The 15,109-nt window shown below is 54.4% G+C and carries 10 protein-coding genes and 1 other annotated feature; of the genes, 1 reads left to right on the top strand and 9 read right to left on the bottom strand.

What is annotated here, in order from left to right; all coding sequences use genetic code 11:
* Positions 1-10 precede the first annotated feature (10 nt).
* The 4 genes from asd to BN3795_RS14925 all read right to left on the bottom strand — a co-directional run bounded on the left by asd (position 11) and on the right by BN3795_RS14925 (position 4,060).
* The gene (gene asd, locus BN3795_RS14940; protein ID WP_110945194.1) at positions 11-1,096 is read right to left on the bottom strand and encodes an aspartate-semialdehyde dehydrogenase; all 1,086 of its coding nucleotides are present in this window, start codon (positions 1,094-1,096) and stop codon (positions 11-13) included.
* Positions 1,097-1,178: 82 nt separating this feature from the next.
* Positions 1,179-1,443 (bottom strand) — a binding site (T-box leader).
* Between the two features lie 71 nt (positions 1,444-1,514).
* A complete protein-coding gene (locus BN3795_RS14935) occupies positions 1,515-2,024 on the bottom strand; it encodes a hypothetical protein (RefSeq protein WP_068785482.1) in 510 nt (169 codons plus the stop codon).
* 128 nt (positions 2,025-2,152) lie between these two features.
* Positions 2,153-2,914, bottom strand: a complete 762-nt coding sequence (locus BN3795_RS14930; protein WP_068785481.1) for a glycoside hydrolase domain-containing protein — start codon at positions 2,912-2,914, stop codon at positions 2,153-2,155.
* Positions 2,915-3,181: 267 nt separating this feature from the next.
* Positions 3,182-4,060, bottom strand: a complete 879-nt coding sequence (locus BN3795_RS14925) for an AraC family transcriptional regulator (protein WP_068785480.1) — start codon at positions 4,058-4,060, stop codon at positions 3,182-3,184.
* Positions 4,061-4,193: 133 nt separating this feature from the next.
* On the opposite strand from BN3795_RS14925, the gene BN3795_RS14920 reads away from it, so the two are divergent.
* Positions 4,194-6,152 (top strand): alpha-amylase family protein, encoded by a 1,959-nt coding sequence (locus tag BN3795_RS14920; RefSeq protein ID WP_068785479.1) that lies wholly within the window; start codon positions 4,194-4,196, stop codon positions 6,150-6,152.
* A 63-nt stretch (positions 6,153-6,215) separates the two neighbouring features.
* On the opposite strand, the gene BN3795_RS14915 is transcribed toward BN3795_RS14920, so the two are convergent.
* The 5 genes from BN3795_RS14915 to BN3795_RS14890 all read right to left on the bottom strand — a co-directional run bounded on the left by BN3795_RS14915 (position 6,216) and on the right by BN3795_RS14890 (position 15,050).
* Complete coding sequence (locus tag BN3795_RS14915) at positions 6,216-6,791, bottom strand: hydrolase (RefSeq protein WP_198524731.1); 576 nt, start codon at positions 6,789-6,791, stop codon at positions 6,216-6,218.
* Positions 6,792-6,830: 39 nt separating this feature from the next.
* On the bottom strand, positions 6,831-8,045 hold the full coding sequence (locus BN3795_RS14910) for a multidrug efflux MFS transporter (RefSeq protein ID WP_068785477.1): 1,215 nt from the start codon (positions 8,043-8,045) through the stop codon (positions 6,831-6,833).
* A 106-nt stretch (positions 8,046-8,151) separates the two neighbouring features.
* Positions 8,152-8,982: an AraC family transcriptional regulator gene (locus BN3795_RS14905; RefSeq protein ID WP_068785476.1), complete on the bottom strand. Its 831-nt coding sequence runs from the start codon at positions 8,980-8,982 to the stop codon at positions 8,152-8,154.
* Between the two features lie 204 nt (positions 8,983-9,186).
* Positions 9,187-9,726, bottom strand: a complete 540-nt coding sequence (locus BN3795_RS14900; RefSeq protein WP_068785475.1) for a polymer-forming cytoskeletal protein — start codon at positions 9,724-9,726, stop codon at positions 9,187-9,189.
* Between the two features lie 350 nt (positions 9,727-10,076).
* A complete protein-coding gene (locus BN3795_RS14890) occupies positions 10,077-15,050 on the bottom strand; it encodes a discoidin domain-containing protein (RefSeq protein ID WP_068785473.1) in 4,974 nt (1,657 codons plus the stop codon).
* Positions 15,051-15,109 lie beyond the last annotated feature (59 nt).

Below are 15,109 nucleotides of genomic sequence, written 5' to 3'. Positions count from 1 at the left end.
CGCAATCTTATTATTTCGCTTGAATATATCCTTCCGCCTTCAGCAGTTCGGCGATCAGCACGCCGCCGCCAGCTGCCCCGCGCAGCGTATTGTGCGACAGTCCAACAAACTTATAGTCGTACAGCGAATCCTCGCGCAATCGGCCAACGGATACCCCCATCCCGTGCTCAATATCACGGTCGAGCTTCGTCTGCGGACGGTTTTCTTCCTCAAAATAGGTGATGAATTGCTTCGGTGCGCTTGGCAACCCCAACTCTTGCGGCCGGCCCTGGAATTGACGCCAGCGCTCAAGGATTTCTTCTTGCGACGGTTTGTTCTTAAACGAGACAAACACGGTAGCCAAGTGGCCGTCCGTTACGGGAACGCGGATGCATTGTGTCGTGATCAAAGGCGCGCTTGCTTTTACGATCTGTCCGCCTTCGACACGGCCCCAAATCCGCAGCGGCTCCTGCTCGCTCTTCTCTTCCTCGCCGCCGATATACGGAATGACATTATCCAGCATATCCGGCCAATCGGTAAAGTTCTTGCCGGCACCGGAAATCGCCTGGTACGTCGAAGCAACTACCGTCGTGGGTTCGAAGTCCAGCAGCGCGTTTAAGGCAGGGACGTAGCTCTGAATCGAACAGTTTGGCTTCACGGCAATAAACCCGGTGCTCGTTCCAAGACGCTTGCGCTGCGCGGCAATCACTTCGATATGCTGCGGGTTCACCTCCGGGATCACCATCGGCACGTCCGGCGTCCAGCGGTGTGCGGAGTTGTTAGAGATGACAGGAGTCCCGGTTTTGGCGTACGCCTCTTCCAGCGCTTGAATCTCCGCCTTCTTCATATCCACGGCACAGAAGACAAAGTCCACGTCCGCCGTCACTTCTTCAACCTGAGCTGCATCCTGAACCACGATCGATTTCACCGCTTCGGGGATGGGCGTAGCCATCTTCCAGCGTCCCTGTACGGACTCTTCATACGTTTTGCCTGCGGAATTTGCACTGGCCGCAATGCTGGTAACCTCGAACCAGGGATGCTGATCCAGCAGTTGAACGAAACGCTGGCCTACCATTCCTGTCCCACCGACGATGCCTACTTTTAATCTCTCTCCCATTTCTTGATCCTGTCCTTTCCGAGTAAATATTTGTAACCCTCGTTATAAATAAAAAATCCCACCTCCAAGACGAGTCTTCCGTCTTGGGGGCGAGATTGGTATGCCCGCGGTACCACCCCAGTTTCGTAATATGTCGCCATATTAACCTCTTCAAGTACAGCCTGGTCCGGCCAAGCGTATACCCTAGCTCTGTAACAGGAGCTCCTGTCACACCATCCCGCCGGTTTAACGTTCCGATGTGCTGCTCGGAGTCTTTATTCGATAAAGAAACGCTTTGCTCCTTTTCAGCTTGCCGGAGCTCTCTGGGAAAGGCTTCATTTACCTACTCTTCTCGTCATCGCATTTCATGTTGCGATTATATTACCAGATAACCGGCCGAACGTAAACCAGTTAGAAAAATTTTTCTCCGGGCGGCCGTTCACGGTTGCAACTGATCCTCGGATACGGGATTCCCCTGCATATCGATGTAATGTCCATCTTGGATAACGTAAATCCATTCCGGAAGCGCTCCGTAAAAGACGTAGCCGTCCGGAGTCTCGTCCGGGATAGCATATTGCGCAAACGCCGCGGCGATCTTGCCGCCTTCCTTCAATTTATCAGCAAAGGCGGTATTCAGACCGGACCCTTTGATGAACAGGTCCAGCGTCTGACGTTCAAAATTGAAATCGGCTGCGTTGCCCGGCACGGCCATATTTTTGACGACTTCCAAAGATAAAGAAACCAACTGCCCGTTTTCCGTCCCATGGATCTTGGTGATATTTCCCTGAACCCGATAGGGATTGGATACTTGCTCCCATTTCTCCGAGATCAGCGATTCACGCTCAGAAGACAAAGGACTGGCGGAATTATCGGCTTCACTCCTAGCGCATGCACTTGCAAGAATCAAGATCATCATGAAGATGACGATCATCCCTCCTCGTTTGACCATCCGGCTTCCTCCCTGCTTTTTATAGATGTAAACGTCCCGTCTTCACACTTAGTTTCATGTTTCTTGTATAAATGTAATAAAAAAACTGAAAAGGCAACGCAGAAGTGACGTCGCCTTTTCAGTTTCACTCAAAATTGCTTCGTATTGGGATTCAATTCTCTTGCCACATCTATATCGATATATCTGCAATCGTTATTATAATTCGTATAAACATTTCCGGCATACTGCCGAATATACGCACCGGAAAAGGATGTATCATCCAAATTGAGATTGTGAATGGTCGCGGGGTTGGTGCAACTGGTCGTATAGCAGCTGGTACCGGCAGAATTCAATGATTTTCCCGAATCGCATTGCCACTGGGCAACCCACATATTGGCTCGCCCACCGCAAGCGTCGAAGAGTTGTTGGGCAACGGTGCCTCGGCTTCCCGCGCTGCAATAGATGCCCGCCCAATAAGCCGTACGGCTGTTCATATAGCTTACCCACGCTGAAACATAACTTTCCATGGCGGAAGTATGCAGGTTCCCTCCTTCCACGTCCAAATAGATGACGCTCAAGGAAGGCGCGCCAACATCGCTGGCGAATTGAGCCGCCTCTTTTGCATCCGCTTCTCCTAACGATGCTGCGTTGGAAGACGTCGGCGCATTGCATGGACTTGGCTGATCTTGCCGCCCCACGTAAAAGTACCCGAGTTTGAAACCAATATCCTCGTATTCCTTACGCCGGTCGGCGGTGAAGCTGATCGACTTCCGATCCGTTCCCCGGTCGCTCGACATATAACACGTGCCACCGAGATAGAATCCCAAAAAATAGAAGGGGGTTCCGGTCCACATGTTTTGGGCTTGCGTCTTTGACAGTGCCGGCGCTTTATGAAATCCTTGATAAGCCATGCCGGTCACTCCCCTTTATTGCCGGATGCTTCGATGGACTCGGCGTTTTGCTGCGCCATCATGAGATCATCGTACATCTTGGCCTTCAGTTTCAATTCCAGAAAGAACTCTTCGGGTACCAGCAACTTTCCGTGCTCCTCTGTTTCAAAATAAGGTTGCATCAGAATCTACCACTCCTCTATCTTTTATTTCTTCCGGAAGAATAATATATTACTATGTGATTGGATTCACGATTGCTACGATTCTTCCAAAAGATAGAGAAATGGCTTAGTCCGCTCGAAACACCTGATACCTCTTCCGATATTCTCCCGGTGTGTGCGCCGTTTCGCGCTTGAACAGCCGGGTGAAGTAATTGGGATCCGGGAAGCCGCACTGCTCCCCGATTCGTTTGAGCGGAAGGTCGGTATGCGTCAGCAGGCGTTTGGCCCGGTCGATTTGCAAATGATGCCGGTATTGGAGCGGACTCATCCCCGTGTGCTGCTTCAAGCATCGCGCCAAATAATCGAAATGGTAATGCAGGTCGCGTTCCAGTTGCCCCGCGTCGAACGGGTCTTCCAGGTGGTCGGTCAGATAAGCCGCTACCCGTTCGCTGAGTAAATAGGATTTCGCCTGTGGACCGCTCTGCCGAATTCCGTGTTGCAGTTGCAAAAGAAACTGGCCGAACCGCACCTGCAGCTCGAAGGACCGATGCGCCGTCAACGCCCGATGCAACGAGATCATCTCGTCGAGTAAAGGGCGGAGCGTTCGGAGCTCCACATCAGCAAACTTCGGGACGTTGATGAGTGCCGGACGCGGCTCCGTATCCTGGTCGGTCCGCGCCAGCAGCGGCTGTTGCCAGTCCGGCTTGTCCGTCAGCCCGGGTGGCGAGGAAGCCGGATAGCCAAAGTGAATCCAATAGACCTCTGTCTCTTCCTCGGTTGGCCGGTAGCCGCGGTGCCGTTTCCCCGGCTCAAGGACCAGCAGCTTCCCCTCGCCGATCTCGTAGGAAATCCCTTCTTCCTCCATATACATGGCGCCTTTAGCGCAAAGAATCAGGTCGTACGCATCAAACACCCGTTCGGCATGCGTCACGCCCGCCGGCCATACCGCGTAGCCAACCGTGGCCAATAACGGGACCGGCGGCACGGCAAACTCCAGCACGAGCATCCCTATCGCCTCCTACAGTTTATGTAGAAATTGTACTATAATTAGTCGTCTTTAACAGCTGTAATAAGATATTTCATCTCATAGAATAGTAGATATCGTACGACTATATAGATCAATCACGGGAGGACATCCAATGAGATTCCGTCAGGTTCATCTCGATTTCCACACATCCGAAGCGATCGAAGGGATCGGCAGCCGCTTCTCCAAGCAACAGTTCCAGGATATGCTGAAGCTGGGTCATGTCGATTCGATCACGGTGTTCGCCAAATGCCATCACGGTTGGGCTTACCACCCGACGACCGCCAACGAAATGCACCCGCATCTCTCCTTTGACCTGCTGGGCGCCCAGATCGAAGCGGCGCATGAAATCGGCGTCAAAACACCGGTTTATCTATCCGCCGGGCTGGACGAGAAACTGGCACGCCGGCACCCGGAGTGGCTTATCCGCGATCCGCAAGAGAAGGTCAACTGGGCGCCGGACTTCATGACGCCGGGATACCATCAGTTTTGCATGAATACTCCTTATCTGGACATCCTCGCCGCCCAGGTTCGCGAAGTCGCGTCCAACTACGACGCGGACGGGATCTTCCTTGACATCGTCGGGGTGCGCGAATGTTATTGCCAATACTGCGTCGCCGAAATCCGCCGGCGCGGCTCGGATCCGCGCAACCTGGAGGATATGCGGGCCCTTTGGGAAGAGACGTACCAACGTTACGCCAACACCATGAACGATGCCGTGCATGCCGTCAAACCCGGCCTACCGGTCTTTCACAACAGCGGTCACGTCAAGCGCGGACGGCGCGATCTCGCAAAGTTGAACACGCATCTGGAGCTGGAGTCCCTGCCGACGGGCGGCTGGGGGTATGATCATTTTCCGCTTTCCGCTCGCTACGCTCAAGGGCTGGGGATGGACTTCCTGGGGATGACGGGAAAGTTCCACACCTCATGGGGCGAGTTTGGCGGCTACAAACACCCGAACGCATTGAAATATGAAACAGCACTGAGTCTGGCCAACGGGGCACGCATCTCGATCGGGGATCAGCTGCATCCAACCGGCTATATGGACCCGGCGACCTACGCGCTCATCGGCGAAGCTTACAAGGAAGTCGAAGCGAAGGAAGAATGGTGCAGGGAGGTGACCTCCGTCGCTGACATCGCCCTGTTGTCCGCAGAGGCGCTAGGGGTTCCGAATTCCGTAGCGCAACTGGCTGATTCGGGAGCCGTACGGATTTTGCTGGAAGGGCATTATCTCTTTGATGTCGTGGATTTGGAGAACGACTTAACCTCCTATCAAGTTGTCATTCTGCCGGATGTCATCCCTGTCGGCGAACCGCTGAAGAGGAAGCTGGAGGCCTATGCCAAGAATGGCGGCAAAATCCTCGCCACCGGACGCTCCGGCCTGTCGCCGGACGGTACACGCTTCGAGCTGGATTTCGGCGTGAAACCGCTGGGGGACGCCGTTTTTAAGCCGTCTTATGTTCGGCCGGATTTCGAGCTTCCTTCCTTACGGAACGCTTCCTTCGTCATCTACGCTGACGGTCAGGACATCGAACTGGACGGAAACGGCACGAAGCTGGCCAGCCGGGAAAATTCCTATTTTAACCGCGACCTGTTCACCTTCTGCTCGCATCAACATACGCCGTCCGATTTGCGGGACGCCGGCCCCGGCCTGGTTGAAGGTCCCGCCGGCATCTACGCGGCCTGGAACCTGTTCGAGGACTACGCTCAGAAGGGCAGCCTGCCCGTCAAAGAGATTCTGCATTACGCCCTGGACCGCTTACTCAGCCGCAAGAAGCTATGTACGAACCTGCCCGCACAAGGGGTAACCACGCTTCAGGCACAGCCAGCTGACAACCGCTGGATTCACCACCTGCTGTATGCCTCTCCGGTACGCCGGGGGCAAAATGTCGAGGTCATCGAAGACCTGCCTGTCCTTAGCGGTACGGAAGCTGCGGTAGCCGTTTCCGCGCCGGTTCGGGAAGTTTACCTGGCCCCTCAGCGGACGCCGCTCCCCTTTCGTCAGGAGGACGGCTGCGTCCGTTACACCCTGCCGCCGTGGTCCTGCCATCAAATGGTTGTGCTGCAGTTCTAGGGCACGATGAACGTTAAAAAGCCTTGAACCCATGGTTCAAGGCTTATCTGCATAACCCGCCGCTTACCGTAGCGCCGTTAACACTTCTTCCGTAGAGCGAATCTTCCCGATGCGCGGGAAGATATAACGGCATACGTAATCGTGCTCCTCCTTCGTCGAAGCGGTCATGGCATCTTCCACGAAGATCTGCTGGTATCCGTGCTGGAACGCTTCGCGCGCGGTCGTGTCAACTCCGATAGAGGTTGAAATGCCGCAGAGCACGATCGTATCGATGCCGCGACGCCGCAACTGCAAGTCGAGATCTGTACCGTAGAAAGCCCCCCACTGGCGTTTGGTTACGACGTGCGCTCCTTGGATCTTCGCCAATTCCGGCACGATTTCATCCCAGCCTGCCGGGTAAGCACCGGGGGTCAGATTCCTGTCCGTATCGGGCTTCAGCATGTCCTTACCATCCAGGGAGGATACGCGGACGAGTACCACGAACCCGCCTTCTTCGGCAAACGCCTGTGCCAGCCGACTTGCGTTCTCTACTACGACAGAGCTCGCGTGCGGAGCCCCTTGACGCGACGGATCGGCAATGCCTTGCTGCAGATCGATGACAACCAGCGCCGTTTTTTCCGCGAGGATCATCGTATTCATGTTAGATTGAGTATTTTCCATCCTCTCTTCCTCTCTCTCCTATCTGGATTGGACCGCCGTATGGGCCGGCTCTCTCATTTTTTTATACACCTTGACATAAACCCATGCCGCATTGATCAGCAGCAAAACGCTGGTCATCAGAAAAACATACGGAATACCAAACCATGCCGCAACTTGGCCGCCCAGCACCGAACCGGCAAATACCCCCAGATACCCCGCCGCCATACTAAATCCGTATACTCTGCCCGTGAGAGGCCCCGGGGTGATTTTCTTGATCAGCGTGTTCACCGAGGGGGTTAATCCTCCCGCAGCGAATCCCAGCAAAAATCTCAGCCCCATCAGCTCCCATGGATTCCGAGCGAACGCCTGCGGGATAAACAAGATCCCTGCGGCCAACAGCGCGGCCAGCATCACTTTATGGGCGCCCATGCGATCGGACCATTTCCCGAGTCTCGGCGCCGCCAGGATATTAGCCAACCCCGATGCCGAGAAGATGGCTCCGGCCAACAAGGCCACATGGCTGCTGGTCCGGGAAATTTCCTTTACGTATACGGTAAGTATCGGCTCTACCGAATACATCGCGACGCTCAACATGAAAAAGGTGACAAACAACGTTACCGTCAAGCTCTTCTCGGGCACCGCGCCCCATACTTCTTTCATGCCCGCCACTTTCGTGTCCGTCCGTACGAACGTTTCCTTTACGAAGAACAGCGTAGTGAGGAAGGCAATCAGCATCAAAGCGCCGGTAAAGTAAAATGTACTCTGTATCCCGACTTTCTCGGCAATAAACCCGCCAATCGTGGGCCCTAGCAGCGATCCCGCGATATTGGACGTGGACAATAAGCCCAGCGCCCAGCCCGCATGCGCCTTGTCCGTTTGCGTCGCAATCAGCGTCGTACAAGCCGTGCCGTAGCCGGTAATGATCCCTTGCAGCAAACGAAGAGCGATCAGCACATACACATTGGTGGCGAACCCCATACACCCAATAACCACCGCCATCCCAAGGCTGGCGCGGAGAAGCATCGGCTTACGGCCGTATTTATCGGCCGCAAGTCCCCAAATCGGCGAGAAGATGGCCGAGACGATAAACGTGATGCCAAAGGCAAGTCCGGAATAACGGGCCACGGCATCGGCCTGATCCACCCCCAGCTGTTTGATGTACAGCGGCAGGATCGGAGCGATCTGGCTCATGCCCACCCCCGTCACGAACATGCCAAACCAGCAAACGATTAAATTTCTTCTCCAAATCGGCATCACTCGAAGCCTTCCTTCTGTTAGCACACCCTGCTCTTTGCGCCTTAAATGAACTTTCTTGCAGGATGATTTTAACGCGAATAACGGCTTCAAACCATGCATTATCTTAAACTCCATGGACGATTTTGCTATGAAATTCGGAAGGACTAACCCCTTCTATCCGTTTGAAGGTTCGGCTGAAATAAAATTCATCAGCGAAACCGAGCTGCAGCGCGACCTCCTTGATTTTCTTGTCACCGTCCACGAGGAGTTCCTTGGCCTTGTCCATTTTGAGTTTGTTGAAATATTCGATGACCGTATAGCCGGTTGCCTGCTTGAACACGCGCGTCAGATAATACGTGGACAGGTGCACCAAATCAGACAACTCCGCCAGAGTGAGCCGTTCGCCGAGATGCTCGCGCATATACTGGATGACCTTCTCAACTTTAAGCGCAACCGCGTGATTCTGATGTTGCCGCTTCACTTGGACGAAGATTTCATACAGCAACTGCTGCAGTCCGGCCCTTGCCAGCGGCTCGTAACCCGGCTGTTTGGCGGACCAGGCGGACGTCAGCCTTCGGAAGGCGTCCTCTACCAAGTATCCGTTCGGCAGAGCGCGTACCTGCGGCAGCGGCAGCCCGTCGGGAGCTTTTCCGATCGACCAAGCGCCGTCGTCATATCCGATGCTCACATAACTGAAGTGGACCGAATAGAAATAAATCGGCTCCGCCTCATCAATTTCAATCGTATGGGGCAAACCCGCCCTGATGTAGAATAAGAGACCGTCCCGAACGGGATACTTCTTGCGATCCAGCGTGAAACTGCCCTTCCCGCCGATGATAAGCAGCAGCTCGTGATGCTGAAGCGTACGGCTTATTTTGCGCTTGAGCGGCTTGCCATCGTTTGGCTGTTTGCTATTGCAGTAATGGATATGAAAATAGAGATTATTCAAGTTCATAACCGCTCGCCTCCTTACCGGATCTTTCGCTGTGGAATGCATCTACTGCGATTAGACCATACGAACGGACATACCGCAACCTCAAGAATCTTAGCGGCATCGCAATCATCGGTTTAGGAATCTATGTATTTGTAAAGTCATTCTTCATCTAAAAAAACAAGGCCAACCGCAATCGGTTGGCCTTAGTCATTGTTGGTTTTCGGCTTACTTCACTTCGGTCGCGCCCGTAACTTTACCGTCGATTTTCGCGCTGGCTTGCACGTCGGCGTTGGCAAAATACAAGTTACCGTCGATCGTAGCCGTTTTATCCAGGTTGAACCCGTTGGCTTCAACATAGACGTCGCCTTTCACGGTGCCGCCTTGAATTCTCAGGTTTTCGCTTTGTACCGTCAGTTTAGGGACGGTCAATGTAAACGAAGCGGTGATGTTGTGATCTTCGTCCTGGGTGTACAACGCGATTTTGCGATAGATGTCCTTGGATGAGTCGTTCTTGTCATGGAATTCCCCGGCAACTACAACGTCCTTGTCAACGGTCAAGTCGTTCAGAATCGCAATGATCCATGTGCCCTTCTCGCCGACTGCGTTCACGAACGCATCCGCTTGGTTTACAATCGAAGCCGTTGTGGTGACATCCGTTTGCTCAGCGGGTTTATTCGTGTTCGCCGCCGAATTGTCGTTTGAACTGCATCCTGCCAGCAGTGCCGCTGCAATCCCTGCTACTACCAAACCTTTGACCATTTTCATGTTGTTTCCCTCCTGTTTTTATCTTCAGTTTGAATTATAAAAAAAAGTGGAATTGTTAAATGTGATAAATTTCACTTTTAATGTGCTTTTTTTCACATTCATAGTCACAGCTTGTTCATCTTTTGCATACCCTCCTTGACTACATCCCCTCCTTGCCCTTCGACCGACGATCCGGACGAGTTCTGGCCAGTGGGCACTCCCCCTTTCATCCTGAGTTTATCATATTGAGAATGATCGGTAAAGAAATATTTAGAATTACCGTTCCCGTATGTTTTGGGCCAAAACGACTCAGCTCCCGGCAACGGAACATCCGTCCTCCGGGAGCTGCATGATTTCCTCTATCAAACTGCTTACCGATATAGATTTAATTCAGCGATCGACCACCACCACTCCGGGGTCGTCGAAGTTTGCAAGATTTTCACGTACCGGGCGGTTTGCTGCGGGAAGGTTGTCAAGATCTGCTTGCTCGTCCCGGCTTCTTCCGCGATCGTCGTCCAGTCTTCCCCGTCATTCGAGATCAGGATCTGGAAACTGCGGGCATAATCGTTGTCGCTGCTGCCCGAATCCATGCTCAGCCGGCTGAAGCGCTGCTCGCCGCCTAAATCAATCTGGATCCACTGGTCAGGGGATTGCCCCGCGCCGGACGTCCAGCGGCTGCCCAGGCTATCATCCAGCAATGCCGAGACATCAGCGTAGGTCGAAGCCGTAACCGTCCATCCCGAGCGATCCAACGAATCCAGAAACGGCTCGTTTCCCTCTCCCGGTTCAGGTACCCAATCCGTCTGATCCGCTGTATACACGTTCAACTCCTGAATCGACCACCAGTGGGAATCGGTTCCCGTTTGCCCGACTTTTATGAAGCGCGCCGTCTGCAGCGGGAAGGCGGCCGTCACCACCGGACCTTTGCCGGTCCCCGAAGCGACGGGACTTCCCCAAGTCTCGCCGTCGAGCGAGACGTACACTTCATAACTGCGGGCGTAATCGTCGCGGCTGCCGCTGCTGTCCATGACAATCTGGTCGACCGGCTGCGGCGTGCCCATATCCAGCTGGAACCATTCCCCGCCGGATTGCTCGCGGCCGCTCGTCCAGCGAGTCCCTTCGTCGCCATCCAGCATCGCTTCTGCGCCCTCGCCAGAAGAAGTGGTAATGTTCCAGCCGTCTGCTGTCAACTCTTTTTGCTTGCCGATGCCGTAATCATTGACGTAAAGCTCGGCGATCGACCACCACCGGTTGGCTTCGCCAATTTGCACGAGCTTCAGGTAACGGGCGGTTTGCGTCGGGAAAGTAATCGACAAGAGCCCCGGCTGTCCTGAGCCTCCGATGACCGGATCTCCCCAGTTCTCACCGTCGTTCGAAACATAGAGTCGATATGCGCGAGGGTAATCATCACCCGCGTTGCCCGGATCGAGTTCGATGGAATCAAAACGCTGTACCGCGCCCAAATCCACCTTCACCCATTGTCCGCTTGCCTGCTCGCGTCCGTTCGTCCAAAGCGTGTCGCGGTTCCCGTCCAACATCTTTGCCGTCCCCTCCTCCCCTTGCGTGGAGGAGGCGGTCACGACCCACCGGGTTCGATCCTCAAGCGAGCCGTCCCCCGGAGGCAACGTCCCCGGTGACGGAACGCCGAATTCGGCCAGCTTCAGCTCGGAAATCGACCACCAGCTGTCCGAAGCGTCCGTCAGTACGATTTTCACATAACGGGCCTGCTGTTTACCAAGGGGTACGGCCAAGCTGGGCGAAGTTCCGGTGCCGGTAGTTGCCGGTTCACTCCAGTTCTCGCCGTCAGCCGAGACGTAAACTTCATATCCATGCGCATAATCTCCCCAGTTCGTACCGGAGTTCATCAACAAGGTATCGAAGGATTGCTCCGAACCCAGATCGATTTGCAGCCAATCGCCGGGGGCTTGCACACGCCCCGAAGACCAGCGGGTAGTCAAGTCGCCGTCAACGAGGTGTTCCACGCTTTCTGAACTGGAAGAAGCCGTGAGAGTCCATTCGCTGCGATCCAGATATTTCACGCCGTGCGTCGGATCCGGGCCTTCCAGCACCGTTTCTTCAAGCGGATTGACCTTCACCTGGGCTTTGGCATAAACCGTCGCCGATCCCAACGGTCCGTTTGCCCCGAAGAAATGCACCGTTTTGGCGTTGTCCGTCGGGTTCCAGATTTGCGCTGTGTAGACGCCGTCTTTTTCATAGACAGTTACCGCCGGATCGTCCGCCCAAATCTCCATGGTGCGGGTTCCGGTCGAAACCATGCTGTGAATGAACCAGTACGCGTTAAAAACTTCGTTTTGCTGCATTTGACTCGTATCCCATTTCGCCAGCGCGCCTTCCGGATCGCCGATCGATTGGAACGGCCAGATGATATGCTGCCACGAACGCTCCGGCTGGCCGCCGAGGTCTTGGATCAACCCGGCATATAACTCGTTTGTTTTCTGCGGATCCCGTCCGTAGTATGTCATCCATTCTGCCGGCGGGAGCCAGTGAATGCCGTAAATCTGCTCCGGTTCCCCGGAGAAATACGTGCCGTACAAATAGGCGCTGCCGTAAACATGACCTACGGTAGCATGCTTGTAGCCATCCGCCCAGTTGTCGTGGTCATAGTTGAACCAGTATTGCTCGGCTGCTTTCTCCTCGGTCGTAAAGCCCCAAATGCCGGTATCCCGGTACTCATCGTTGCCGGTCACAAGGCCCCACATGTATTCGCCGACCCAGCTGAATAAAGCCTCACCGGCGGCCTCCTGGTTGTTGCCGCTGCGGTTGTCCGCATAACCGCCTGCCCAGGAATGCCCTTCATACGGGTCAAAGTTGCGAAGCCAAGGGAACTGGCTGTCCGTCTTGGACGGGTTGGCATAGTCGCGAATCAGCAACTCCACCATATCGCCGTAATCCTGAAGGAACTGCTTGTCGTACGTCGCCAGCACGGCGGAAGCGAAGACATAATAGCCGTACGTGAAATGGTGATCCGTCAACCCCGTATTCACGCCATACCCGCTGCCGTACGGGAAAATCGCGCCCCATATGTCCGAGTAATGGAAATAATACGAGTGCAGCCGTTCCTCCGGCGAGTAGGTATACCAGTCCGTTAGAATCTCCTTCAGCTTGGAGAGATACCGATCTCTCCGTTCCGTGTCGCCCAACTGATCGCTGATCAAGACACCCAGGGACAAGGGGTGCAGCTTCTTCCCTTGCCAATAGGGATCGTCGCTCATGAGGTTGCCTGATACATCCGCATCCAATTGATCCAGGTACGCGATCAACTGCGCCCGGGAATAGGTCGGATCGTCAGGTTCGACAAACTGCGGGATGATGCCGTAGAAACGGTCTTGCGTCGTAAAAGAGTTCCCTTCACTAACCTTCATCAAACCGCGGATCGAAGGATAGCTTAGGTTAGTCAATGGTGTGGTTGCGATCTTCCATTGATGCGGGAGCAGCGCCATCAACGTGTCCGAAGAGAAGCCCGGACGCTTCAGCTCCGTGATCGAGCGGAAATCGGTCGTCACTAGCGAAGCCGCTTCATCATACCGGTAGTCCACTTGCGTATCCGTCACGAACGCATAGGCATGCTGATAATAGTTGCCAAGCTCCTCCGCAGACGGCAACGCCGCCAGGGACAGATAGCTGTCGCCTTGGCCAAATTTGATCTTGATCGTATTGCCAAGTTTCATGAACAACGTGCCTTCCGGAGCGAACACCCCGTAATGCCGCACGAATGTCTGCGGCTGCGGCGCTTTATCCTGGTTGGTCACCTCGATGCCGATATGATCGCCTGTCAGCACGTCGCCGTCATTGAGCAGGATCGGCTGACCATGATCGTCATACAACCGGGTGATGTACTGCGACTGCAGGATCGCCGCATCCGGATTTTCGAACGTGTTGTAAAGGAACGGCGAGCCTTTGACGAACGTCGTGCTCATTTTCGCCGTATCGTCGTCACTCATCACTACCGTGGCGGAATAGTCGCCATAACCGGAGATCTTCGTGACCACCTCCGCCGGGTTGAGGTCATTGGTTGACAGGATCAAATCCGGTTCACCGTCGGCGTCAATCGAACCTCCATCCGCAGAAGCATAACCGGCCCCCGGGTTCAAAATATTCAGCCCCTGCTTGGTATACCGGTTCTTCAGCGGGAGCGTCACCAGGCTGTTGCCATCGCCTAAATTGGAGATCAGGATCGACTGCCACCAATCATTTGAAGGAATCGGCGCTTTCACATTGGAGGTGCGATACTTCGGATTTTTCGGCTCCAGCATCGTCACGTCATTGATTTCGTAGCTGCCCGCGCCAACCTGAACGGCGGAAGCGGCCGGAATTTCCGGGATGTCATAAGTGGATTTCGGGTCGCCTTCGCGATAGGCGTAGACGCCGAATTCATACAGTGAATACCCATTGGTAGAGCCGCGGCCAAGACCGACCATTTTCACGTAACGGGCTTTCGCGTAGACCGGAATGCTCTCCCGTCCGCCCGATCCGTTGATCTGGCGATAAACGGTCGTCCAGTGCTCGGCATCTTCGGATACCTGAATATCGTAGGCGCGTCCGTAAGCCGCCTCCCAGTTGAAGGAGACGCTGCCGATCTCGCTGACATCACCCAAGTCGACATAAATCCATTCGTTATCTTTATAAACCGAGGACCAGCGGGTATCGTTGCTGCCATCGGTCGCGTTGCTCGCCAAGTAGTTCTTCTCTTCCATTTTGGCTTTATCTTCAGCGGATTTGCTCGGCTCATCGATTTCCAGCGAAGACGCCGTTACCGCCTTGCCCAGCGCAAGATTTACCGCTTCCGGCTTGGGAGGCAGGCTGACGCCTCCAGTGCCGTACACGTTAAATTCGTAAATCGACACGCCATAAGCCTCTTGTGCCCGCTTCGTGCTTAACATACGGACATAGCGGGCTTTGGCCGCCACCTCAACCTCGGTCAAACCGCCCTTTCCTTCCGTCGTCGAATAAACCGGCTCCCAATGAACTTCGTCATCGGATACCTCAAACGCAAACGCGCTGGCATAAGCGTTTTCCCACTTGACGGAAATCTTCGAGATGGCGGCACTGGCGCCCAAATCGACATAGATCCATTGCGGATCCTTCTTCCAAACGCTTTCCCACCGGGTATTCTCATTGCCGTCAACCGCCATATCCGGCGTATTGCCGCCCAATGAAGAAGAGGCGTAGACCGGTCTATATAGGGAGAGCAAATAGTCCCCCTCTGCCGCCTGAGCCGCCGGGGCAGGCAATGCTTGCACACTGCTGATCAACAAAATCATAGCGGTCAATAAATGCGCCCAAATGAATCGCGACTTCCGTCTGCTCACGTACGTTTTCTCCATGCTCTCTCTCCTTTGTTGTTTTGAAACTGTGAAGCCTGCAGCCTGTTCCTCTCCTTGTC

This window comes from Paenibacillus phocaeensis (assembly GCF_900021165.1).
In the GTDB taxonomy this organism is placed as follows: domain Bacteria; phylum Bacillota; class Bacilli; order Paenibacillales; family Paenibacillaceae; genus Fontibacillus; species Fontibacillus phocaensis.
This window is presented reverse-complemented; position numbering and strand designations above follow the sequence as displayed.

Bases quoted from the DNA above. Each gene is read 5' to 3' on its own strand.
- asd (WP_110945194.1), bottom strand. From the start codon at position 1,096: ATGGGAGAGAGATTAAAAGTAGGCATCGTCGGTGGGACAGGAATGGTA.
- BN3795_RS14935 (WP_068785482.1), bottom strand. From the start codon at position 2,024: ATGGTCAAACGAGGAGGGATGATCGTCATCTTCATGATGATCTTGATT.
- BN3795_RS14930 (WP_068785481.1), bottom strand. From the start codon at position 2,914: ATGGCTTATCAAGGATTTCATAAAGCGCCGGCACTGTCAAAGACGCAA.
- BN3795_RS14925 (WP_068785480.1), bottom strand. From the start codon at position 4,060: ATGCTCGTGCTGGAGTTTGCCGTGCCGCCGGTCCCGTTATTGGCCACG.
- BN3795_RS14920 (WP_068785479.1), top strand. From the start codon at position 4,194: ATGAGATTCCGTCAGGTTCATCTCGATTTCCACACATCCGAAGCGATC.
- BN3795_RS14915 (WP_198524731.1), bottom strand. From the start codon at position 6,791: ATGAATACGATGATCCTCGCGGAAAAAACGGCGCTGGTTGTCATCGAT.
- BN3795_RS14910 (WP_068785477.1), bottom strand. From the start codon at position 8,045: ATGCCGATTTGGAGAAGAAATTTAATCGTTTGCTGGTTTGGCATGTTC.
- BN3795_RS14905 (WP_068785476.1), bottom strand. From the start codon at position 8,982: ATGAACTTGAATAATCTCTATTTTCATATCCATTACTGCAATAGCAAA.
- BN3795_RS14900 (WP_068785475.1), bottom strand. From the start codon at position 9,726: ATGAAAATGGTCAAAGGTTTGGTAGTAGCAGGGATTGCAGCGGCACTG.
- BN3795_RS14890 (WP_068785473.1), bottom strand. From the start codon at position 15,050: ATGGAGAAAACGTACGTGAGCAGACGGAAGTCGCGATTCATTTGGGCG.